Origin of the sequence: Microbispora amethystogenes, from assembly GCF_016863015.1 — a bacterium.
Taxonomy (GTDB): Bacteria; Actinomycetota; Actinomycetes; order Streptosporangiales; family Streptosporangiaceae; genus Microbispora; species Microbispora amethystogenes.
Genome location: NZ_BOOB01000039.1, coordinates 20814 through 43273 on the forward strand (window position 1 = coordinate 20814; position 22460 = coordinate 43273).

21 protein-coding genes are annotated in these 22460 nt (G+C 71.2%); 10 read left to right on the plus strand and 11 right to left on the minus strand.

All coding sequences use genetic code 11. The features are described 5' to 3' along the window. Positions 1–63 precede the first annotated feature (63 nt). Positions 64–984: a hypothetical protein gene (locus Mam01_RS24725; protein ID WP_204287602.1), complete on the minus strand. Its 921-nt coding sequence runs from the start codon at positions 982–984 to the stop codon at positions 64–66. A gap of 88 nt (positions 985–1072) precedes the next feature. After that, positions 1073–1921, minus strand: a complete 849-nt coding sequence (locus Mam01_RS24730; protein ID WP_204287603.1) for an SDR family oxidoreductase — start codon at positions 1919–1921, stop codon at positions 1073–1075. Between the two features lie 85 nt (positions 1922–2006). On the opposite strand from Mam01_RS24730, the gene Mam01_RS24735 reads away from it, so the two are divergent. Further along, positions 2007–2729, plus strand: coding sequence for a TetR/AcrR family transcriptional regulator (locus Mam01_RS24735; RefSeq protein ID WP_204287604.1), 723 nt, complete (start codon positions 2007–2009; stop codon positions 2727–2729). A 141-nt stretch (positions 2730–2870) separates the two neighbouring features. Beyond that, the gene (locus Mam01_RS24740) at positions 2871–3191 is read left to right on the plus strand and encodes a hypothetical protein (RefSeq protein ID WP_204287605.1); all 321 of its coding nucleotides are present in this window, start codon (positions 2871–2873) and stop codon (positions 3189–3191) included. Between the two features lie 64 nt (positions 3192–3255). On the opposite strand, the gene Mam01_RS24745 is transcribed toward Mam01_RS24740, so the two are convergent. Then, positions 3256–3726, minus strand: a complete 471-nt coding sequence (locus Mam01_RS24745; RefSeq protein WP_204287606.1) for an NUDIX hydrolase — start codon at positions 3724–3726, stop codon at positions 3256–3258. Positions 3727–3770: 44 nt separating this feature from the next. On the opposite strand from Mam01_RS24745, the gene Mam01_RS24750 reads away from it, so the two are divergent. Further along, complete coding sequence (locus Mam01_RS24750; RefSeq protein WP_204287607.1) at positions 3771–4010, plus strand: ribbon-helix-helix domain-containing protein; 240 nt, start codon at positions 3771–3773, stop codon at positions 4008–4010. Then, positions 4007–4441, plus strand: a complete 435-nt coding sequence (locus Mam01_RS24755) for a PIN domain-containing protein (RefSeq protein ID WP_204287608.1) — start codon at positions 4007–4009, stop codon at positions 4439–4441. The genes Mam01_RS24750 and Mam01_RS24755 overlap by 4 nt, the downstream gene beginning before the upstream one ends. Positions 4442–4540: 99 nt before the next feature. On the opposite strand, the gene Mam01_RS24760 is transcribed toward Mam01_RS24755, so the two are convergent. Further along, entirely contained in the window at positions 4541–5290 is a 750-nt protein-coding gene (locus tag Mam01_RS24760) for a helix-turn-helix domain-containing protein (protein ID WP_204287609.1), read from the minus strand. 75 nt (positions 5291–5365) lie between these two features. Here Mam01_RS24760 and Mam01_RS24765 point away from each other — a divergent pair, with 75 nt between their 5' ends. Then, the gene (locus Mam01_RS24765; RefSeq protein ID WP_204287610.1) at positions 5366–6220 is read left to right on the plus strand and encodes an SDR family oxidoreductase; all 855 of its coding nucleotides are present in this window, start codon (positions 5366–5368) and stop codon (positions 6218–6220) included. A gap of 19 nt (positions 6221–6239) precedes the next feature. Here the strand turns inward: Mam01_RS24765 and Mam01_RS24770 are convergent, their stop codons facing one another. The 5 genes from Mam01_RS24770 to Mam01_RS24790 form a co-directional block, all read right to left on the minus strand. Next, positions 6240–7712, minus strand: a complete 1473-nt coding sequence (locus tag Mam01_RS24770) for an FAD-binding oxidoreductase (protein ID WP_204287611.1) — start codon at positions 7710–7712, stop codon at positions 6240–6242. 106 nt (positions 7713–7818) lie between these two features. Next, positions 7819–9270 (minus strand): NADH-quinone oxidoreductase subunit NuoF family protein, encoded by a 1452-nt coding sequence (locus tag Mam01_RS24775; protein ID WP_239101582.1) that lies wholly within the window; start codon positions 9268–9270, stop codon positions 7819–7821. Next, a complete protein-coding gene (locus tag Mam01_RS24780) occupies positions 9267–10235 on the minus strand; it encodes a hypothetical protein (RefSeq protein ID WP_204287612.1) in 969 nt (322 codons plus the stop codon). Before Mam01_RS24780 ends, Mam01_RS24775 begins: the two co-directional genes overlap by 4 nt. Before the next feature lie 124 nt (positions 10236–10359). Further along, positions 10360–11523 carry a DUF1996 domain-containing protein gene (locus Mam01_RS24785; protein WP_204287613.1) on the minus strand — a complete coding sequence of 388 codons (1164 nt, stop codon included), beginning with the start codon at positions 11521–11523 and terminating at the stop codon, positions 10360–10362. 11 nt (positions 11524–11534) lie between these two features. Beyond that, entirely contained in the window at positions 11535–12125 is a 591-nt protein-coding gene (locus Mam01_RS24790; protein ID WP_204287614.1) for a DUF4142 domain-containing protein, read from the minus strand. A gap of 129 nt (positions 12126–12254) precedes the next feature. On the opposite strand from Mam01_RS24790, the gene Mam01_RS24795 reads away from it, so the two are divergent. Together Mam01_RS24795 and Mam01_RS24800 are read left to right on the plus strand one after the other, a co-directional pair. Then, entirely contained in the window at positions 12255–12821 is a 567-nt protein-coding gene (locus Mam01_RS24795) for a sigma-70 family RNA polymerase sigma factor (RefSeq protein ID WP_239101583.1), read from the plus strand. Continuing rightward, on the plus strand, positions 12821–13018 hold the full coding sequence (locus Mam01_RS24800) for a zf-HC2 domain-containing protein (protein ID WP_204287615.1): 198 nt from the start codon (positions 12821–12823) through the stop codon (positions 13016–13018). The genes Mam01_RS24795 and Mam01_RS24800 overlap by 1 nt, the downstream gene beginning before the upstream one ends. Positions 13019–13183: 165 nt before the next feature. Here the strand turns inward: Mam01_RS24800 and Mam01_RS24805 are convergent, their stop codons facing one another. Further along, positions 13184–13900: an ArsR/SmtB family transcription factor gene (locus tag Mam01_RS24805; protein ID WP_204287702.1), complete on the minus strand. Its 717-nt coding sequence runs from the start codon at positions 13898–13900 to the stop codon at positions 13184–13186. 628 nt (positions 13901–14528) lie between these two features. Between Mam01_RS24805 and Mam01_RS24810 the strand changes: the two genes are divergently transcribed. The 3 genes from Mam01_RS24810 to Mam01_RS24820 all read left to right on the plus strand — a co-directional run bounded on the left by Mam01_RS24810 (position 14529) and on the right by Mam01_RS24820 (position 21268). Further along, on the plus strand, positions 14529–15362 hold the full coding sequence (locus Mam01_RS24810; protein WP_239101584.1) for a DMT family transporter: 834 nt from the start codon (positions 14529–14531) through the stop codon (positions 15360–15362). 112 nt (positions 15363–15474) lie between these two features. After that, positions 15475–16296, plus strand: coding sequence for a tryptophan 2,3-dioxygenase (locus Mam01_RS24815; protein WP_204287617.1), 822 nt, complete (start codon positions 15475–15477; stop codon positions 16294–16296). A 28-nt stretch (positions 16297–16324) separates the two neighbouring features. After that, positions 16325–21268, plus strand: coding sequence for an NAD-glutamate dehydrogenase (locus tag Mam01_RS24820; RefSeq protein WP_239101585.1), 4944 nt, complete (start codon positions 16325–16327; stop codon positions 21266–21268). A 5-nt stretch (positions 21269–21273) separates the two neighbouring features. On the opposite strand, the gene Mam01_RS24825 is transcribed toward Mam01_RS24820, so the two are convergent. Beyond that, positions 21274–22416: a DUF8094 domain-containing protein gene (locus Mam01_RS24825; protein WP_204287618.1), complete on the minus strand. Its 1143-nt coding sequence runs from the start codon at positions 22414–22416 to the stop codon at positions 21274–21276. Positions 22417–22460: the final 44 nt, after the last annotated feature.

Consider the following 22460-nt stretch of genomic DNA (forward strand, 5'->3'; position numbering starts at 1 on the left):
TGGGCGATCCCGGCCGCTGAACGGTTCCTCGACGCGACTCGCGCGTTCCGGGTCCGGTGTGGCTCACCCGGTCTGGTCGAGTTGCCGCCAGCGACCGGGGTCGTTGAGCCGTTGCAGCCGCAACGCCTCGTCGTGATAACCCTTGCGCGCGTCGTCTTCGACGCGAAAGGCCACGTCCCTGCCGCGCGGCTCGGTCGCCGTCACGTACCACTCGCCGTACTCGCAGCCGCTGGGCAGCCGGCCCAGGGTGATCTCGAAGGACTTGTGCGGTTCGGCGGCGGCGAACTCCCACCGGGCCACCGGTTCGCGATCGGAACAGCCGGACAGCCACCCCGGGGGCAACTCCGTCTGTCGGGCTTGGGTCCGCCTGGCGGCCAGGCGCTTCAGCTCCTCCGGGGAAACCTGGAGGTACGCGGCCAGGACGCGGGAGGCCTTCGACAGCCCATGCTCGGCGGGCGCGTCGCGTTCGATCTCGTCCCAGTGGGTGCCGACCACCGGTGCCAGTTCCAAGGCGTCGAGGGTGCCCGACATCAGTTCCGCACGGACCGGGAGGATGTCGTTGAGCCATCCCGCGCCGGTCTCGTGCAGGTTGAACAACTCGGAGTCCTCGGCGTACATGCGCAACCGCAGGAGCAGGTCGTCGCCGCTCGTCTCCACGCTCAGCCCTTCGAGCACGTCGCCGTGCGCGTACGGCGCGACCGCCTGCGCGGACAGCGCCGTGCCGGGGATCCGGAAGGCGACCGTGCGGGGACCGGTGTTGTCGAAGAACAGCCAGGCGTCGAAGGTCCGCTCGACGAACCGCTCCATCTCCCGCGTGTATTCGTCCCAGTCCACGGACGCGGAGAACGAGGCCGAGGTCACCATCGGCTGCCCCGGCAGCATCCGCAGCGCCGACTGCGTGTTCTCGTCGAGAACGCGGTCGAGCACCACGGCCTCGATGTACGTGTAGTGACGACGTTCGTCCCGGTATTTGCGCCTGCCCATGTCCGCACTCCCTGGAAACGCTCGGTCCGACGTAATCTAATGATCACGCGAGTCGAACGGGCGGAAACGGGGCGAACGTGGCGGCCGGTCAGGTCGCGAGCGCTGCCGCGAGCACGTCGCGGAACGCCGTCGGCTTACGGCCGAGCAGGTCCCCGAGAGCCGCGCCGACCTCGGCGAACTCGCCCTGACGGCTGGCCTCGTACATGCCGAGCAGGAACCGTGCCTGCCCCTCGGGGACGCCGCGCGACACCATGCCGGCTACCCAATCGTCGTCCGGGACGGTGACGCGGACGACCTCGCGCCCGGTCAGTTCGGAGGCGATCACGGCGATGTCCGCGAGATCCAGCGCTTCGGGGCCGGTCAGCGGTGGGGTGACGCCGTCGAGCCGGCCCTCCTCGGTCAGCGCGACGGCGGCCGCTTCGGCGAGATCGGTGTGGGCCGTCCAGGAAACCGGCCCGTCCGCGGGCGCGACGATCTCGCCGCTCCTGAGCCCCTGGCCGATGACCCGGACGATGGTGTCCGCGTAGAACCCGTTGCGCAGCGCGGTGAACGGCACCCCGGACGCGCGCAGGTCCTGCTCCGTCTCCACGTGGGACGGCATCGGGAGGAAGAGAGACGCCGGGTTCGCCCCCATGTGGCTGGTGTAAAGGACCCGCCCGGCGCCCGCGGCCGTGGCGGCCTCGATCGCCGTACGGTGCGGCGCGGCGTCCGCCGGGCCGGAGACGATCAGCACCCGCGCCGCGCCCTCGAACGCGTACGCCAGGCTCGCGGGGTCGTCGAAGTCGCCCCGCCGGACGCGGACGCCTCGGTCCGCGAGGTCTTGGCCTTTCTCGGGTTCGCGCACGCTGACGCCGATCCGTTCGGCGGGAACCCGTGCGAGCAGGTGCTCGACGACAAGGCGGCCAAGCTGACCGGTGGCTCCGGTGACGATGATCACAACATGCTCCTGTGTTATCGGTGATATCGCTGGCACGCTAACACTGGAAAATCACCGATAGCAACTCTTTGCTATCGTTGGAAGCATGGGTGATCCTGGGGGCGAGACGGCCGGTCGCGACCGGGTACGAACGCACATCGTGTCGGTCGCGGCGGCACTGCTCACGAGTGGTGGCCGCGACGCCATCTCGACCAGAGCGGTGGCCGCCGCGGCGGGCACCCAGGCTCCGACGATCTACCGCCTGTTCGGCGACAAGGAGGGCCTGCTCGACGCGGTCGCCGAGTTCGGCTTCACCTCATATCTGCGGGACAAGAAGGCCCGTCCGCTCGCCGGTGATCCGGTCGAGGAACTGCGGGCCGGGTGGGACCTGCACGTCGGCTTCGGGCTGGCCAACCCCGCCCTGTTCTCGCTCATGTACGGCGATCCCCAGCCAGGGCGGCGGTCGCCCGCCTCCGTCGTCGCCTTCCGCATTCTGGGGGAGCGCATCCGCGACATCGCCGCCGCGGGCCGGTTGAAGGTCGGCGAGCGCCTGGCGGCGGACCTCGTGCACTCCGCCGCCACCGGCGTCGTCCTCACATTGCTCGCCATGCCGGAGGACCGGCGTGACATGCGCCTCTCCGAGGTCGCCCGCGACGCGGCGATAGCCGCCGTCACCACCGACGCCCCCGCCGTCGAGACCCCCGGGCCGGCAGCGGCGGCGATGGCGCTGCGCGCCACCCTGCCGGACGCCACGGCCCTCACCGACGGTGAGCGTCACGTGCTCGGCGAATGGCTCGACCGCCTCGCCACCGGGCCACCGACGAATTGATTCCCGTTCCGGACTTCAATCTCCGGGCCCTGCGGCCAGCCCGTAAACCGCTCATTCAAATTGTCTTTCATCCCCTATGGATATCCCGCCAAAGCTGTGATTACCATCAAGAAGCAAACACGGCACCGAGGGAGGCAACTAATGGGCCGTATCAAGAAGTTCGGCGTTTCGGCGGCCGCGATGGCCGCGATCGCCGCCGCGACAACGCTGATGTCGCCGACTGCTCCCGCCCAGGCGGCGCCGATCTGCAGCACGAGCGCGGAGATCGGCGTTGTCGGCGGCACCGGCTGGGCGACGTGCAGCGGCACCGGAGTGACTCAGACGCGGGTCGTGCTCTTCTGTCAGGACAGTAGCGGTGGCTACACCACGGTTTACGGCCCTTGGGTTGCCAATGCCCTCCAATCAAATGCCAAATGCAGCAGCAGCTCATGGCCGATATCGGTCGGATTTCAAAGAATCTGAGCCGCATCGGAATCGTCCTACGCCGTCCCAGTGCGACGGCGAGGCGCTCGGACCCGGGCCGGGGTTATCCGATATGCGGTTGGCTGCGGTTCTGCAGGAAATGCGTGATCCGCAGCCGCTGCGTCTCATGCATGGGAAGTCGTTCCACCTCGTCACGGGTGACCCAGCGAACTTCGGTCGACTCGTCGCTGACGGTGAGGGCGCCACCCGTACGGCGGGCGGTGAGACAGACATTGAACTGCCGGCGTACCTCACCGTCGGTGTACGCGATGATGTGGCGGGCGTCCGTGTACAAGCCGACGATGCCGGTGATCTCGATGTCGTAACCGGTCTCTTCCTTCACCTCGCGTACGGCGGTCTGCGGGACTGACTCCGTCATGTCCATCCCGCCTCCGGGGAGCGCCCACAGGCCGTTGTCGGCCCGGCGCTGCATCAGGATGCGGCCCTTCTCATCACTGACCACGGCGGAGACGCCCACGACAAGGCTGTTCGGTTCGGGCGCCGCCGGGTCGTCGTAATACTCGGTGCGAGCCACGATCACTCTCCTGTCGATATCAGTACATGTGTTAGCGTTGGTACATGTCGATGAAGAGGACGAACGTCTACGCCGATCCTGAAGATCTCGCCCTCATCAAGGAAGCCGCCAAGCGCCGCGGCATTCCCGAGGCGGAGATCATTCGTGAAGGAATCCATCTCGCTGCGATGGCGAACCGGGTGTGGGACGAGCCCTTGGACTGGCCGACCTTCGAGGGCAGCGGTGAGCCGGTCACCAACGATGAGATCACGTCGGTAGTGGCCAGGGAGATCACGGGCAGGTGATCGTCATCGCCGACACCTCCGGCATCATCGCCGCCTCTGATCGGAACGCCTCTGACAGCGTCGGTTGTCAGACCGTTCTCCGCGAGGCTGGGACCGTGGTCGTCTCTCCACTGGTGTTGGCGGAAGTCGACCACCTGGCCAAGGTCCGTTTCGGTTCCGCCGCTCGGACGCAGATCATCGCCTTCATCCTTTCCAACGCGCACCGTCTGCGCTTCCAAATTCCGGAAGTCTCGACAGAGGTTCTGGATGCGGCGTGTCTGCTGCGGCACCGCTACGCCTCATTGGACCTGGACCTCGCCGACGCGGTCAACGTCGTCCTTGCTGCGGAGTTCCGGACCGACGCCATGCTCACACTGGACCGCCGTGACTTCCGAGCGGTGCGCCCTCTGACTACGCACAAGGCCTTCCGGCTGCTGCCTGACGACATGTGACATCGTCACCGAAAGGAGCGCGCCGCCTGCGGGAGAAGCTCACAACGGCAGATCTGGCTGGATCGGCCGGACGACTGATCCGCTGGATGAGTCGCCGGGTCAGCAGGGTTGGGGGGCCGGGAGCCGTCCGGCGAAGAACGCCCCTGGGGGGACGCCCATCATGCTGCAGAACTCGGCGGTCATGTGGGACTGGTCGTAGTACCCGGTGGTCGCGGCGAGCTGTGCCAGTCGCCCGGAACGGACCCGGCCGCGACTGAGTGCGTCGCGGAGACGGGCGATGCGCGCGAAGGACTTGGGCGGGAGCCCGGCGTCCTCGGTGAGCAGGCGGCGAAGGTGGCGTTCGCTGACGGACACGCGGTGCGCGAGATCGGGCAGGCGCATCGGCCGCCGGGCCGACAACGCCCTGGCGGCACTGTGGACCAGGTGAGCACGGGCCAGATCGTCCGGCGGCCGGGTGCCGATGCGGGCACGTAAGGCTGCCTCGATGTGCTGGACGATGAGGTGGCGGTCGCCGTCGAGGTCGGCCAGCCGCCGTTCGAGACGGGCCGCGGAGGCGCCCCACAGGTCGGCGAGCGGCGTCACCCGATCCACCAGCTCGCTGATCGGCGGGCCCAGCAGAGGCCGGGCCATGCCGGGCCGCAGCCGGACCCTCAGGCAGATCGGCAGGTCCTTGCCGGCGTGATAAGAGGCCCTCGTCCGAGGGCCCGCCACCAGCAGGTCGCAGCGACCGGCCGCCGTGCCGCGGAACACCAGGGTGGTGGCGGTGTCCGGGAGACGGACGAGGTCGTCTCCGGTCGCTCCGCTCAGATCGTGGACGTCCTCGACCAGCGCGACAGGCCCAGCGGTCATGACCCCCACGCTACCGCGGGGAGCCGTGCCGATTTTTCCTATCGATGACGGCGGCACGCGGGCAGCCTGGCGTTCGTGATCCTTGTTACTGGTGCCACCGGCACCATCGGCCGGGAAGTGGTCCGGCTGCTGGCGGCCGGTGGAGAACGGGTGCGCGCGATGACGCGGACCCCCGGGAAGATCGCGTCGCCTGCTCCCGGAGTGGAGGTGGTGCGGGGAGACTTCACCGATCCCGAATCGCTTGTCGTCGCGGCCGATGGAGCGACGGCCGTGTTCATGCTCAGCGCGCCGGGGCCCTGGATGGCCGAGCACGACGAGGCGATGCTCGCCGCGGCGCGTTCGGCCGGCGTGCCCAGAGCGGTCAAGCTCTCGGCGATCGGCACGGGTGACCACGCCGACGGCAGGGCGGGGGATTGGCACCTCTCCGGAGAACAGGCGGTCCGGTCCGGCGGCCTGGCCTGGACGGTGCTACGGCCCTCCTGGTTCGCCTCCAACACCCTTCGCTGGGCCGAGGCCGTCCGCGCCGGCAGGCCGATCCCCAACCCGATGCGAACCGGCGCCCAGGGCGTCGTCGACCCGGCGGACGTGGCCGAGGTGGCGGCGCGGACGCTGACCTCGCCCGGGCACGACGGGCACGTGTACACCCTGACCGGTCCGGAACCCCTGAGCATCCCCGACATGGCCGTACGGCTCGGGGAGACGATCGGCCGGACCGTCGAGACCGTGGAGGTGCCGCTGGACGACCGCCGCGACCGGTTGAGCGCCGCCGGACTGGATCCCGTCTTCGTCGAGACCGCGGTCGCCGGAGCGAGGCTCGTCGCGGAGGGCCGCAACGCGACCGTGACCGGTGACGTCGAGCGTGTGCTGGGCAGAGCGCCCCGCACCTTCGCCGCCTGGGCGCACGACCACCGCGCCGCTTTCACCGGATAGATCACCGGCGCGCGTACGTCTAAACACCTTGGGGGAGGCGGAAGAGGCGGCCGGGGTCGTAGGCCGCCTTGACCTCGGCGAGGCGCGCGGCGTTCGCGCCGTAGTACTGCTGCCGCCAGTTCTTCAGCTCGGGGTCGACGTAGTTGACGTACGCGTGGTCGCCCAAGTGCGGCCGCATGGCGGCGTGGGCGGCGCGGGTCCAGGCGGCGGCGCCGGACTTGTGGGCGTAGTACTGCACGCTGAACAGTGCCTTGCGGTGCGGGAAGGCGGTCGCGTCCGGGCGGACCCGGGCGACGGCGCCGCCGAGCGCGTCGAGCAGCACCGAGTGCCGCCCCGGCGCGGCGACCTGGGCCAGCAGCGCCTTGATCCCGGCGGACGACAGCGGTGTGTAGGCGAAGTGCGACTTCGCGGTGAACGAGTCGCGGACGAGCCTCCCGCTCGCGTTCTGCCCGGGGAGCGTGCCGGGCCGGTGGCACTGCGCCACCGTCAGCGTCGAGCATCCCGCCTCCACCATCATCGCGTGGTCGTACGCCGAGACGGCGACATAACGGGTCTTGGGCCCGGAGCCGACCCGGTCGGCGAGCTTCTGCAGCAGGTTCTCGCACGCCGCCCTGCCGCCGAGGTAGAGGCCGCCGACCATCACGTCCGGGGACGGGTCGTGGTTCAGGTGGCAGTTGGACCACAGCGCGTCGGGGGCGGACGGCGCCCACCCCTGCCACGCCCTGAGCACGGCGGCGGCCTTCGACCAGGGCCAGTGCAGGAAGAACAGCGTCACCTGACGGGTGGCGTGCGTGCGGAAGGTGAACGACGTCGCGACGCCGAAGTTGCCGCCGCCGCCACCCCGGGAGGCCCAGAACAGATCCGGGTGCGAGGTCTCCGAGCAGGTCAGCGTCTTCCCGTCGGCCGTGACGATCTTCAGGGACTCCAGCACGTCGCAGGTCAGGCCGTACTGCCGCGACACCACGCCGATGCCGCCGCCCAGCGTGAGACCCGCCACCCCGACGGTCGGGCAGGAGCCCGCCGGGATGCTCACCCCGCGCGCGGCCAGCTTGGCGTACACGTCGACCAGGCGCGCGCCGGCGCCGACCGTGGCGTGCCCGCCCGCGTACGCCACGCCGCTCATCCGCGACACGTCGACGACGAGCCCGGTGCCCGTGGACCAGCCCGCGTAGCTGTGGCCGCCCGATCGGGAGGTCACCGGTACGCCGAACCGCCGCGCGAACGCCAGGCACTCCGCCACGTCGGCCGCTCCCGTGCAGTACGCCACCCCGGCCGGCCGTACGGAGTCGAAGGCCGCGTTGAACACGTGGCGCGCGTTGTCGTACGACGCGTCGCCCGGCCGGATCAGCCTGCCCTCCAGCCCCCGGCCGAGCGCGGACCAGTCGGCCGGACGGGGGCCCGCGGCGGCGAACGCCGTACCGGAGAAGGCGCCGGAGAAGGCGGCGGTCCCGGCGAGGGCCGAGACGCGAAGGAAGCTCCGTCTGTCGATCATGGTCGTACTCCCGAGGTGGTGATCTCCTCGTGAGACGCGTCCTGATCCGGTCCGGTTGGTTACAGTGTCATCACTTCGTCCCTCGTGTCGTGTCTCACTTCGCGTCTCACTTCGCGCCGACCCGCAGGGCCAGCGCGGGGCACATCTCCACCGCCTTCTGCGCGTCGCCGAGCAGCCACGAGGGCACGCCGGTGTCCATGAACACCGGGAAGCCGTGGTGATCCAGCTTGACCAGCTCCGGCACGAGGTGCGCGCACAGGCCGTGACCCTGGCAGCGGGTCCAGTCGACCATCAGCCGGACGTCCCGCGCCTCCTCCACGGGCAGGGGGAGCACGCCCTTCGTCTCCCGCCCGCAGCCGCCATGGAAGCGGTGTTCCTCCACGTCCTCGGCGAACGCGTCCAGAGCCGACAGCACGAACCTGGCCGAGCCGTCCGGGTGGAAGCAGGCGCCCCGCCCCTTCACGGCGGCGGCCGCCCGGCGGACCGTCTCGGGGCCGTCCGGGTCGCCGTCCTGGAGCTGCCGGAAGGCCCGCGCGAGGTCGGGCAGGCCGAGGCGGCACGGGCCGCACTGCCCGGCCGACTGCGCGGCGAGGTAGCCCGCCACCCGCGCGGTCTCGCCGAGCGGGCAGGTGTCCTCGCCCAGCACGACCACGATGCCCGCGCCCAGCTCGCCGCCCGCCTCCTTCGCGCCGCGCCGGGACAGGACCGTGCCGTACGCCGCCTCGGCGGACATCCAGGTGCCGTGATATCCGCCGAGCAGCAGGCCGTCTCCGACCTTCGCTTCGCACAGGGTCAGCACGTCGGCCAGCGGCACCCCCGGCGGAACCTCGACGACCGCGGGGGCGCCGACCGACCCGCCGACCGTCAGCAGGATCGTCCCCGGCTCCTGCACCGTGCCGACCGCGGCGTACTCCTCCGGCCCCAGCTCGGCCAGCACGGCGAGCTGGGCGAAGGTCTCGGTGTTCGACAGCAGGGTCGGCAGGCCGTACACGCCGCTGTCGCTGGAGCGGACCTTGCGGCCCGGCGGCAGCCCGATCTCGCCGTTGACGGCGCGGACGAGCGCGCCGCCCTCGCCGGAGACGAACCGCTCCTCGATCGCGGCGACGCGTACGAGGCCGGTCAGGCCGCGCTCGGCCACGGCGGCGGTGACCGAGGCCTCGGCCAGTTCGCCGGCGCCGACCGCGACCACCACCTCACGGGAGCCGAGTGCGCTCGCCGCGAGCAGGGCGCCCTCCAGCACGAGGTGCGGCGCCCGGGTGAGCAGCGTCTTGTCCTTCAGGCTGGCGGGCTCGCCCTCGGCGGCGTTCACCAGCACGACCGTCTCGCCGTCCCGGGCGGAGACGGCGCGCAGCTTGCGCGCGAACGGGAACGCGGCCCCGCCCCGGCCCCGCAGGTCCACCTCCTCGGCCATCGAGATGAGCGCGTCGACCGTCTGGCCCGGCAGCCGGTCGTGGTACTTGTGATGGGCGTTGAGGTCGAGCCTGCGATGCTCGTCGAGCCCGGCGGTCAGCCGGGACGGGCCGAGCCGCCGGACGTTGGAGACGCGGTAGGGAATCACACGATCCTCCGGAGGCGGGGTTCCTGGGGGGTGGGCGGAGCATCACTCAAGGCGTCGCTCGGGGCGTCGCCCAGGACGTCTCGCAGGATGTAGCGCGGGACGTCGGGGGTGGCGGGATCGGTGCCGGTGCGGGCGAGGACGGCCACCTCGGGCCGGGCCTGCGGCCTGACCGGCCGCGCGGTTCGCTGGTTCTCGTCCTCGCGGGTCGTACGGCGTGCGGTGCTGAAGGCGGCGTGGGGGGCTGTGGCGGGGACTGCGGCGGGGGCGGCGGCCCAGTCGCCGGTGGCGGCCTGCCGGGCGGGCCGGGTGGCGGCCGCGAGCCGGATCAGGAGGGCGGCGCCGACCGCCGCCAGGCAGGCCACGTAGCTGAAGGTGACCCACGGCGCGGCCGCCCGGCCCGCGGTCAGGCCGTGCAGGATCGCCACCGGCCAGGCGAGGTACGCCAGGTCGTGCAGCCCCCGCCACAGCCAGGGCCGCTCCGCCTGGGCGAACCTGCCCCGCATGACGCCGGTCGCGATGATCACGATGAACAGGTCGGAGGCCACGACCCCCATCGACACGTACACGTTGGTGGACGGGACCACCGACCCGTACGGCGGCACCAGCCCGGCGGCGATCTTCATGCCGATGTGCACGATGAGGAAACCGATGCCGAGCAGGGCCATGGCCCGGTGGACGAGTTGCACGCGCACCCGCTGCGCGATGGGCAGGATCACGCGGTCGGTCGCCGCCAGGCCCAGGGCGACCGTGGTGGTGAGGCCGACCAGCGAGAAGACGCCGGCGTAGAACGTGAGGAACGACTGGGCCTCGGCCAGGAACGCCGAGCCGCCGGCCGTCCGGGTGGCGGCCAGCCCGCCGGTGATGACCAGGGCGACCACGACGCCGAGGCCGACGCGTACGCCGCGCCGTTCGAGGTCGAGGCCGGAAGTCGGGCGGGTGTGCCGGGAAGCCCGTCTGTTGGGCACTGATTTCCTCCGTCGTACTGCCTTGGGGGGTGTGGAGGCGCCGTTCCCCGCCCTTGGGTGGGGCCCTCGGGTGGGGGTGGCCTGCGTGAGGACCGGGCGGGGAACGACACGATCGGGGCGCGGCTCAGCAGCGCAGGCCGCGGTTGACACAGGTGACCACCGACCGCATCAGCCGGTCGGGCATCACGTTCTCGAAGTCGGCGTGGTCGGTGATCGGGTTGTGCCGCTGCTCGGGGAAGCTGTCCACCGCGAACGACGGCCCGCCCGGCACCGAGTAGGCCAGCGTCATGCGCAGTTGCGGGATCGCCCGGGTGCCCGCCGGGCAGGCGCCGTTCCGGGCCGGGAAGACGACGTGCGTCCGGTGGTTGGCGCTGTCGGTGTTCTGGCCGTCCCAGCAGCTGGGGAAGTCGAGCACGCGCAGCACCAGGCTGCCCCGGGGACAGAGCGGATATCTGCCGGTCAGCCGGTTCGTGAAGCCGCTGCAGGTCCACTGGGCGCGGGCGTTGGCGCCGCCGTTGGTGGCGGCCTTCGCGTCCCCGGTGATGAGCCGGAGGAACCTCGGCATCGCCACGACCCTGCTGACGGGGTTGCCGCGGAACTGCAGCGTCACCGACCGGGGGAGCAGGATCGTGCCGACGTTGCCCTCGGCCGCGCCGCCCGGCTCCTCGGTGTGTCGCGCCGTCACGTCCTGCGCCGTCACATCTTCTCCTGGCACGTCCTGTCCTGGCACGTCCTCCGCCGTCGCGTCCTGCTGGATGCCGGTGGCTTCGGCGGCTTCGGCGGCTTCGGCGGCTTGGGCGGCTTCGGTGGGGGAGACCGAGGGAGAGGGGGATGCGGACGGCCGGGCGCCGAGGCCCTGACGACTGCGCAGCACCGGCCAGAAGTACGTGGACCTGTCGCCGAGCCGGCAGGTCGTGCCGCCCGCGGCGAGGCTCTCGTCGGTGGATGACCCGTTGGTCGTGAGGTTGCCGACGTAGTCGTGGACGTGGTGCGCGCCGTTCGACACTCCCGGCGCGACGATGTGGTTGTCGGAGTTGCGGTGGCCGTTCTCGTTGCGTCCGCAGCGGGAGGTGAACGAGCCGCGCCCGGCGCGTACGCCGCCGTCGCCCGGCGGCACCCGCCGGATGTCGGCGAAGTCCTCCACGGCCGGGCCGACGTCCTCACATCCCGCGCCCTGGACGGACGGATCGCAGTGGTCGGCGAGGGCGGGCCGGGCCCCACCGGCCAGCGGGTTCAGTGAGCCTCCGATCAGCACGCCCGCGATGGCGAGAATGAGCCGTTTTCGCATAGATGCACCTTCTAGACGGTGGGGGTGGGGAGGGCGGAGTAGTCGACGAGGCCCGTGCCTTCGAGCAGGGTCATGTGCTTCATCACGACGTCGACGGCCTGCCCGGCGAAGTCGCGGACCAGGCTGTTGCGGGTGCCCGCGCGGACCGCGGAGACGAAGGTGAACACCTTGCCGTGGGCGTTACGCAACCGGTCCGCGAAGACGCGGTCGAACTCGGGGCCGCGCGCGGCGGCCATCTCGTCGAGCCACCCCCGCTGGTCCGGGTTCGGCTGGTCGGGCAGCGGGACGCCGAGCTTGGCGGCGAGCTCCCTGACCTGCGCGTCGAGTTTGGTGTGGTCCTCCACCAGGTGCCTGCCGACGTCCTTGACCTTCTCGCTGCCGGCCCGGTCCTGGGCCCAGCGCCCGGCGGGGATCTCCCAGAGCCCCGCCCAGCGCACCCTGACCAGCAGGTCGCGGTCGGCCGGGCCCAGCGGGCCGTACGGGGTCTGTGTCCAGCCCGTCTGGGCCGACGAGGCGCTCCTGGGGACGACCACGATCACCGTGACGGCCGCCGCGAAGAGGAAGACGCCGAGCACCAGGAGTTCCCCGAACCGGAACCGCATCGTGCCTCCTTTCGTGACCTTCGGTCGGAGGTACGCGGCGTCGCCGGGGGAGGTTCAGGACGTAGTCAGAAATAACTGGAGTTACGGATGTGGTGTACGAACAACTAACGCTGGTGCAAATATGTGGCCGTGCGTCGACAACTCGACAGCCGGTTCGTGCGTCTGGACTCCAATGACTACGACGACCCCGATCGGGAGGATCTCCTGATCAGGGAGCTTTACCGCGAGTTCGGCGGTCCGCTGCTGCGTCAGGTGCGCAAGACGACCGGCAACGACCTGCAATGGGCTGAGGATGTCGTCCAGGAGACGCTGGTGCGTGCCTGGCGCAACTCGGCGAAGCTGACATGGGAGCCCCCCTTGCTCTGGGCGTGGCTCCTCACCGTCGCCCGCCGCATCGTGATCGACGGACGCCGCCGGCGCGGCGTCCGGCCTAGGGAGGTGGAGGCTCCCGAAGAGGACAGCCTTGCCGTGCCGGACGGCGCGGACCGTACGCTTGCGGCCATCGTGGTCGCGGACGCGCTGCAGAACCTGTCCGCCCAGCACCGGGAAGTTATCGAAGAGACATACTTACGCGACCGGACAGTAAGCCAAGCGGCCGAAGTTCTGGGCATCCCACCGGGTACCGTGAAGTCGAGGCTCTTTTACGCCCTGCGCGCACTTCGTACGGCCCTGAAGGAGAGGGGGGTGGCCAGCTGATGTCCGCGTCGTCGCCGCACTTCGACGTGGCAGCGTACGCCCTGGGAGTGCTGGACGACGACGAGGCCGAGGAGTTCGAGCGGCACCTCGACGACTGCGCGCCGTGCCGGGCGGAACTGCTGGAGACACAGGACCTGCCCGGCCTGCTCGACGCCTTCAAGGACGGCTCCATCCCCTCGGAACGCACCATCCCCTGATCCCACCGTCTCCCGGCGCTTTCCATGCTCCCGGCGTTCCGCCCGCTTCGGCTAGCACCCGGCCCAGGTCAGCGCCTATCCCGGGCAGCCCGCCCCGGTCAGCACTCACCCGAGCAGCGGGGGCCCGCCCCGGTCAGCTCTGCCCCCGATCGGCCCCCTCCCCGGTCAACGCAGGGCCGCCGCCGGGACGCCGAGCAACTCCGTCAGCGCGCGTTCGCCCTCGGGGGTGACCTGGACGGCCCGGGTCGAGCCGATCCGCTCGCACCACTCCGCCTCCAGCGCGTGGTGGCACAGCGCCGCTCCGGCGATCCCCGCCAGGTGCGGCCTGCGCTCGGTCCAGTCGAGGCACCCGCGCGCCAGCGGACGCCGGCCCGACGGGGCGAGGGGTGCTCCCAGGCCGGCGAACCAGCGCAGCCCGGCGTCCGTGAGCGCGAAGCCGGTGTCCTGGCGCAACAACCCGCGTTCGGTCATCGCCTCCGTGACGGCGATGCCGAGCCGGCCCGCCAGGTGGTCGTAGCAGGTGCGGCCGCGCGCCAGCGCCCCGGCCGCGCTCGCGGCCCGCAACGTGCGCGGCCGGTCCGGCCGTCCGTGCCCGGGTGCGGCGTGCGCCGCGAGGTCCTCGATCAGGTGGGCCACCTGGGCGTCCGCCAGCCGTACGTAGCGGTGCCGGCCCTGCCGTTCCGCGGCGAGCAGCCCGCCCTCGACGAGCCGGTCGATGTGCGCGCTGGCGGTGGAGGGGGCCACTCCGGCGTGCCGGGCCAGCTCGCCCGCCGTCCAGGCCCGGCCGTCGAGCAGCGCCAGGCAGAACCGCGCCCGCGTCTCGTCGGCGAGGAGCGCGGCGAGCGCGGCCAGACCGGAGGTGACCCGCTCGGAAGACGGCATGGACGGCATCGACTGCGTGGACGGTGTGGACGGCATGCCTTCAGGATGCGGCACCCACGTTACGGTCGCGGCCGAAGAGTCCGGAGGCGCTCACCGCCGACGACAGAGTGCGCGGCGACGCCGCCGGGCGGAACGCCAGGCCGTCCGGCTCCCGGGACCGCCGTCCGGTTCGCGGGGCCAGCGACAGAGTGCGCGGCTACACGGCCGGGTGCAACGCCGGGCCGTCCAGTTTGTGGGGCCGTCGTCCAGCGGGATGTCCACGGACCCTGGCCGGGTCGGTCACTGCGCCGGAAGGAACCTCCGGTCCTCGCGAAGCCCGCTTCGCTGGGCCTTCGCTGCGGTCCTCGCTCCCTTCCGCTCCGTTCCCTCCACCCCGGGTGAACGTTGGCGGACAGCGCACCAGCTCGCGGGACTTCGGCCGGTTTGCGGGGCGGCCGTCCTGGTCCAGAAATTTCGGTATCTGGCGAAACGTCCTGGTCCTAACGTGGGCCGGGTGAGAACCGAACCACGCGCCGACCGCCCCCAAGAGCCTCACTCCCAAGAGACCAGCCCTCAAGAGACCCCTCACCAGCAGCCTCTCCGTCCCGCGGCTCGTGCCGCCCTCGCGGCCGCGGGGGTCACGGTCCTGTTGTGGGCTTCGGCCTTCGTCTCGATCCGCAGCGCCGGAGAGGCCTACTCTCCCGGAGCCCTGGCCCTGGGACGGCTCCTCACCGGAGCTCTCGTGCTGGGCGTGATCACGCTGGTCCGCCGCCAGGGATGGCCGGCCCGTGCCGCCTGGCCGGGGATCGTCTGCTCGGGAGTCCTCTGGTTCGGCGGCTACATGGTCCTGCTCAACTGGGGCGAGCGGGAGGTGGACGCGGGCACGGCGGCCCTGCTGGTCAACATCGGGCCGATCCTCATCGCGCTCCTCGGCGCCAGACTACTCGGCGAGGGTCTGCCGCGCCCGCTGCTCGCCGGCATGGCGGTGTCGTTCGCCGGCGCGGTGGTCGTCGGGCTCTCCATGTCCGGCGGTGGCCGTTCCTCCCTGCTCGGCGTGGTGCTGTGCCTGCTGTCCGCGGCGGCGTACGCGGGCGGGGTGGTCGTCCAGAAGCCGGCGCTCCGGCACGCGGGGGCGCTGCAGGTGACCACGTTCGGCTGCCTGATCGGGGCGGCGGCCTGCCTGCCCTTCTCGGGGGTCCTCGTCTCCGAGGTGGCGCGCGCCCCGCTGCCGGCGACGCTGAACATGCTCTATCTCGGCGTCGGCCCGACCGCCGTCGCCTTCACCACCTGGGCGTTCGCCCTGGCCCGTACGACTGCCGGCCGGATGGGCGCGACCACCTACCTCGTGCCCGCCCTGGTGGTGCTCATGTCGTGGCTGCTGCTCGACGAGGTTCCCGGCCTGCTCACGCTGGCCGGCGGGGCCCTGTGCCTGGCGGGGGTGGCGGTCTCCCGCCGCCCCGGCCGGGCGCGGACCCCCGCGTAGATCCGGTGTGCGCCGAGTTGACGTCTGTGATGTCATGGGGTGATATCGGGGCCGTGGTGCGGGCTTTCGTTCAATGGGGAGCGAGAGCGTCGTGCCGCCTGAGGGGTGGGGAATGCCTGCGACGCCGTACGGCCGGGCCGGGTCGGGAGACGTGCTGCCCCCGCCGCGCAGCTTCGGCGAGGAGGGCGGGCGCCTGTCCTACGGCGGCTACCTCCGGCTGCCCGAGCTGCTCGCCCAGCAGGAGCAGCAGTCCGGGGCCAGCGACGAACTGCTGTTCATCACCGTCCACCAGGTCTACGAGCTGTGGTTCAAGCTCCTGCTGCACGAGCTGGAGCGGATCAGGGACGCGATGGCCGAGGGCGCGCTGTGGCGGGCCAGGCACCTGTTCCGCCGGGTGCACGCGGTCGAGCAGGTCCTGGTCGACCAGGTCCAGGTCATGGAGACCATGACGCCGCAGGACTTCCTGGAGTTCCGATCGGTGCTCGCCCCCGCGAGCGGCTTCCAGTCGGTGCAGTTCCGGGAGCTCGAGTTCCTGTCGGGCGCCAAGGACCCCTCCTACCTCGGCCGGCTGCGGGGTGCGGACGACGCGGAAATCGCCAGGCTGCGGCGTCGGCTCGCCGAGCCCACGCTGTGGGATGCTTATCTCACCGCCCTCTCCCAGCGTGGCCTGCCGGTCTCCGACGAGGAGATCATGGACTCCCTGCTGGCCGTGGCCCGCGACCGGGGATCGTACGACGATCTGTGGGACCTGGCCGAGGATCTCCTCACCCATGACGAGACGACCGCGATGTGGCGGATGCGACACGTACAGATGGTCGAGCGCCAAATCGGGACGAAATCGGGTACCGGCGGCTCGTCTGGGGCACCTTATCTCCGGGGGCGGACGCGTTTGCACTTCTTCCCCCTCCTATGGGAACTACGGGCCTGGCTTTGAAATCCTCACAAGGGAGTGAGTTAGCAACATGCCGCTCGAGATGGCGCTGAACCGGCAGGAATCGGATGAGGCGCTGGAGGCGCTTCTCCGCACCGCCGCCGAGACCTGCGCACACGCGCCGGGAGCGCCGCACGTGGACGGGGAGGACCCCCTGGCCTTCCTGCGGCGGTACTACCGGAACGTCCCTCCTGAGGACCTGGCCGACCGCGACCCGGTGGACGTGTACGGGCCCGCGACGGCCCACCGCCACCTCGCGCAGAACCGCCCCCAGGGCCGCGCCCTGGTGCGCGTCTACACCCCGACCCTCGAAGAGTACGGCTGGGACCCGGGCCGTACGGTGGTCCAGATCGTCACCGACGACATGCCGTTCCTGGTCGACTCGGTCACGACCGAGCTGGACCGGCACGAGATCGGCACCCACCTGCTCATCCACCCGCAGATGCGGGTGCGCCGGGACATGACCGGCAGGCTGCTCGGCCCGGACCAGGAGAACGTGACCGGGCAGATCATCCGCGAGTCGTGGATGCACATCGAGATCGACCGGCAGTCCGACCCCGCCGTGCTCAAGGAGCTGGAGGGCGACCTGCAGCGGGTGCTGCAGGACGTGCGCTGCGCGGTCGAGGACTTCGCCAAGATGCGGGCGCTCGCCGTGCGGACCGCCGACGACCTGTCGGACGAGCCGCCGCCGCTCGACACCGCGCAGGTCGAGGACAGCGTGGAGCTGCTGCGCTGGCTCGCCGACGGCCACTTCACGTTCCTCGGCTACCGCGAGTACCGGCTCGAGGACACCGACGGCGGCGCCGCGCTGCGCGCCCTGACCGGCACCGGGCTCGGCATCCTGCGGGCCGACAAGGCCGGATCGGCCAGCTTCGCGGCCCTGCCGCCGGAGGTCCGCGCGAGGGCGCGGGAGAAACAGCTGCTGATCGTCACCAAGGCCAACAGCCGGGCGACCGTCTACCGGCCGCACTACCTCGACTACATCGGGATCAAGGTCTTCTCGCCCGAGGGCGAGGTGATCGGCGAGCGCCGGTTCCTCGGGCTGTTCACCCACGTGGCGTACAACGAGTCGATCTCCCGCATCCCCGTGCTGCGGCGCAAGCTCGCCGATGTGCTGGACCGGGCCGGGCTGTCGCCCGACGGCCACGACGGCAAGGACCTCATCGAGATCCTGGAGACCTACCCGCGCGCCGAGCTCTTCCAGATCCCCGCGGACGAGCTGCTGCCGATCGCGCTCGGCGTGCTGCGGCTGCGTGAGCGCAAGCAGGTCAAGCTGTTCCTGCGCCGGGACGACTACGGCCGCTACATCTCCTGCATGATCTTCCTGCCGCGCGACCGCTACACCACCAAGGTCCGCCTGGACATGCAGCGGATCCTGCTCAAGGCCCTCGGCGGCACCTCGCTCGACTACAGCACCTCGATCGGCGAGTCGGCGCTGGCCCGGCTGCACGTGGTGATCCGCGGCGAGCGGGGCAGGCCGCTCGGCGAGAAGCCGGTCGACGTGGAGGAGCTGGAGGCGCGGCTGGCCGCCACCACCCGCACCTGGGAGGACGACCTCAGCGACGCGATCAACGAGCTGTGCCCGGAGGAGGACGCGCCCGCGCTGCTGCGCCGGTACGGCGTCGCCTTCCCCGAGGGCTACAAGGCCGACTTCCCGGCCCGTACGGCGGTCGCCGACCTCAAGCGGCTGGAGGCGCTCGGCGACGAGCCGAACGCCATCGGCATGAACCTCTACGAGCCGTACGGCGCGGCGGAGGGGGAGCGCCGGTTCAAGGTCTACCGCCTCGGTGCGCCGATCTCGCTGTCGCGGGTGCTTCCGCTGCTCCAGCGGATGGGCGTCGAGGTGGTGGACGAGCGGCCGTACGAGATCGACCTCGACCACGACCCCGCCACCAAGGACGCGTGGATCTACGACTTCGGCCTGCGCTACACCCCCTCGGACGAGGTGCACCGCGACGAGTTCAAGCGGTTGTTCCAGGACGCGTTCGCCGTGCTGTGGCGCGGCGAGGTGGAGAACGACGGCTTCAACGCGCTCGTGCTGGCCGGTGGGCTGACCTGGGAGCAGGCCGAGATCCTCCGGGCGTACGCCAAGTATCTGCGGCAGGCCGGGAGCACGTTCAGCCAGTCGTACATCGAGCGGGTGCTGCGCGGCAACGTGCGGCTGGCCCGGCTGCTGGTGCGGCTCTTCGAGGCGAGGCTCGACCCCCGGCGGCCGGACGACGCGAGGCCCGAGGTCTGCGACGCGCTGACCGAGGAGATCCTCGCCTCGCTGGACGAGGTGGCCTCGCTCGACGAGGACCGCATCCTGCGGGCCTACCTGGAGATGATCCAGGCGACGCTGCGCACCAACGTCTTCCAGGCCGACCGTACGGACGGGCGCGACGCGGGGGCGGCCGGCAGCCAGTTCGTCACCGGCAGGCGCAAGCCGTACATCGCGCTGAAGTTCGACCCGCAGGCGATCAGCGTGCTGCCGCTGCCGCGGCCGAAGTACGAGGTCTTCGTCTACTCGCCCCGGGTCGAGGGCGTGCACCTGCGCTTCGGCAAGGTCGCCCGCGGCGGCCTGCGCTGGTCGGACCGCATGGAGGACTTCCGCACGGAGATCCTCGGCCTGGTCAAGGCGCAGATGGTGAAGAACACCGTCATCGTGCCGACCGGGTCCAAGGGCGGCTTCGTCGTCAAGAATCCGCCTTCGGGCGGGCGTGACGAGATGATGGCCGAGGGCGTCGCCTGCTACCGCCAGTTCATCTCCGGCCTGCTCGACCTGACCGACAACCTGGTCGCGGGGGAGGTCGTGCCGCCGCCGGACGTGGTGCGGCACGACGGCGACGACACCTATCTCGTGGTGGCCGCCGACAAGGGCACCGCGACGTTCTCCGACATCGCCAACGGCGTGGCCAAGGAGTACGGCTTCTGGCTCGGCGACGCCTTCGCCTCCGGCGGCTCGGTCGGCTACGACCACAAGGCCATGGGCATCACGGCCAAGGGCGCCTGGGAGTCGGTGAAGTACCACTTCCGCACGCTCGGGGTGGACGTGCAGACCACCGACTTCACCGTGGCCGGCATCGGCGACATGTCCGGCGACGTGTTCGGCAACGGCATGCTGCTGTCGGAGCACATCCGGCTCGTGGCGGCCTTCGACCACCGGCACGTCTTCGTCGACCCCGATCCCGACGCGGCGCGGAGCTTCGCCGAGCGGCTGCGCCTGTTCGGGCTGCCCCGGAGCTCATGGGCCGACTACGACAGGTCGCTGATCTCGGCGGGCGGCGGCGTGTGGCCGCGCACCGCCAAGTCGATCCCCCTCTCCCCGCAGGCGCGCGCCGCGCTCGGCCTCCCCCACGGCGTCACGGCGCTGGCCCCCAACGACCTGATCAACGCGATCCTGCGGGCGCCGGTCGACCTGCTGTGGAACGGCGGCATCGGCACGTACGTCAAGGCGTCGTCGGAGACCCACGCCGACGCCGGGGACAAGGCCAACGACGTGCTCCGGATCAACGCCGCCGACCTGCGCTGCAAGGTCGTGGGCGAGGGCGGCAACCTCGGCTTCACCCAGCGCGCCCGGATCGAGTTCGCGCTGAACGGCGGCCTGATCAACACCGACTTCATCGACAACTCGGCCGGCGTGGACACCTCCGACCACGAGGTCAACATCAAGATCCTGCTCGACCAGGTCGTCCGCGACGGCGAGATGACCGACAAGCAGCGCAACCAGCTCTTCCTCGACATGACCGACGAGGTCGGCCGGCTGGTTCTGGAGGACAACTACGCCCAGAACGTGGTGCTCGCGGCGGCCCGCGCCCAGGCGCCGGAGATGCTGCACATCCACTCCCGCTACCTGCGGAGGCTGGAGCGCGCCGGGCTGGTCAACCGGGAGCTGGAGTTCCTGCCGTCGGACAAGGTGCTCGCCGAGCGGCGCCAGGCCGGGCTGGGGCTGGCCAACCCCGAGTTCGCGGTGCTGCTGGCCTACACCAAGCTCGTCGTGGACGCGGAACTGCTGCAGTCGGACATCCCGGACGATCCGTCGCTCGCGTCGTGGCTGGTGTCGTACTTCCCCTCGGCGCTGCGCGACCGGCTCCGGCCGTACATGGACTCCCACCCACTGCGCCGGGAGATCATCACGACCCGGATCGTCAACGACGTGGTGAACTTCGGCGGCACCAGCTTCGTCTTCCGGTTCGGCGAGGAGACCGGCGCCTCAGCGCCCGACATCGTGCGGGCCTACCTGGTCACTCGGGAGGTCTTCGACCTGCCGTCGTTCGTCCGGCAGGTCGAGGCGCTGGACAACGAGGTCGACACCGCGACCCAGCTCGCCATGCTGCTGGAGGGCCGCAAGCTGTCCGAGCGCGGCACCCGCTGGCTGCTCGGCAACCGCCGGCCCCCGCTCGATCTCGCCTCCACGGCGCGGCACTTCATCGACGGTGCGAGCGGCCTGCTGCCGCACCTGCCGAAGCTGCTGGCCGGCCCCGACCTGGCGGCGTACGAGGAGCGCAGAGACTCCTTCACGGCCAGGGGCGTGCCGGGGGAGCTGGCCGAGCGGGTCGCGGCGATGGTGCCGGCCTACTCGACCTTCGACCTCGTGGAGATCGCGACGTACGTCGGCAGGCCGGTGAGCGAGGTGGCCGAGGTCTACTTCGACCTGGCCGACCGGCTCCAGCTCGCCCGGCTGCGGGAACGGGTGATCGCGCTGCCGCGCGACAGCCGGTGGAACTCGATGGCCAGGGCGGCGCTGCGCGACGACCTCTACGCCGCGCACGCCACACTGACCCGGGACGTGCTGATCCACAGCCGGCCGGGCCTGTCGCCGGAGGAACGGCTGGCGAGCTGGACGGAGGCCAACCAGGCCGCGGTGACGCGGTCGCGGCAGACCCTGTCGGAGATCTGGGAGAGCGACACCTTCGACCTCGCGACGCTGTCGGTCGCGCTGCGCGCGGTGCGGACGCTGGTCTCCACCAGCAACCTGCCCCACGCCGAAGCGTAGCTTTCTCAGCGGTTGAAGCCGCCGGTGACGAGGCCCTGGTAGCCGACGACGTGCACGGGCGCGGTGGACGCTTTGGGCGGCACCGCGCTCACGTACTGCTGGGTCTCGACGATCTGCCGCTTCTGGTGGACGATGAGGTCCTTTGTGGGACTCAGCAGCCAGCGGGCGGCGGCGGGGACCGCCAGCGGGCGGCCCTCGCCGCACTTGATCCCCCGGCCCTGGCTCGACGCGCTGGTGATCCACGAGGACGTCCGGATCAGCGTGTACATCGTCAGCGCGCCGCCGTCCCGGGTGCGCAGCGCGAAGATCGGATAGTTCGGCGTGGAGGCGAAGATCGACTCGTACGCCATGCAGTCGTCGTTCTTCAGCTGCGCCTTGGTCCTGCTGATCTGGTCGTAGAAGCCGGTGGTCTGCGGGCCGGGGGCGATCAGCCCGGAGGCGTAGCCCTTGGGGCCCTCCTCGGCGACCGTCGCGTGCAGCGGGCCCATCAGGTTGGGGCTGATCGCCACCGACGAGTCGCGCGAGCCCAGGGAGGTGGCGTACCCCTCAGCGTCGAGTTCGACCGCGGGCGGTTTCTCGCCCGAGTTGAGCAGCGACGCGAAGCTGTTGCGCCACGGGCCGTCCTGGCTCTGCCGGACGAAGACGAACACGCCGGTGCGGGCGCCGCCCTGTTTGCCGTCCTGTTTGCCGCTCTGGCCGCCGTGCCGTTCGGCGGTGGCCGCGAACCACTGGGCCGCGCCGCTCTGCCGGGGCACGAGCACCGTGCGGTGGTCCCACCGGTAGCGGACCGGCCGCCGGCCACCCTGCGTGCGGATCTCGGCGATCGTGATCGGGCGCTGGCCGTCCTGGGTGAGCTGGTACGCCCAGCGGTCGGCGTGGGCCGCCCTGAGCACCTCGTCGGTCTCCAGGAACGTGTCGAGCGCCCGCGAGGCGTCCTTCAGGGTCAGGGCGGGCGGGCTCAGCGACGCGGAGGGCGAGGGGGACGGCGCCGGGCTCGCGCCCTGCCCACCGCCCTGCCCGCCATGCCCGTCGCCCGGCATGGTGGAGACGGCCGCGGCCGGGGCCCGCGGCGGCTCCCCGCCCGAGCAGGCGAGGACCGTGGACGCCAGGAGGGCGAGGGCCAGCGCACTCCGAACGACCCCGTTCACGCCAGCCTCCCGATGCGATCGATGCACATGCTACCGAGGCGCGC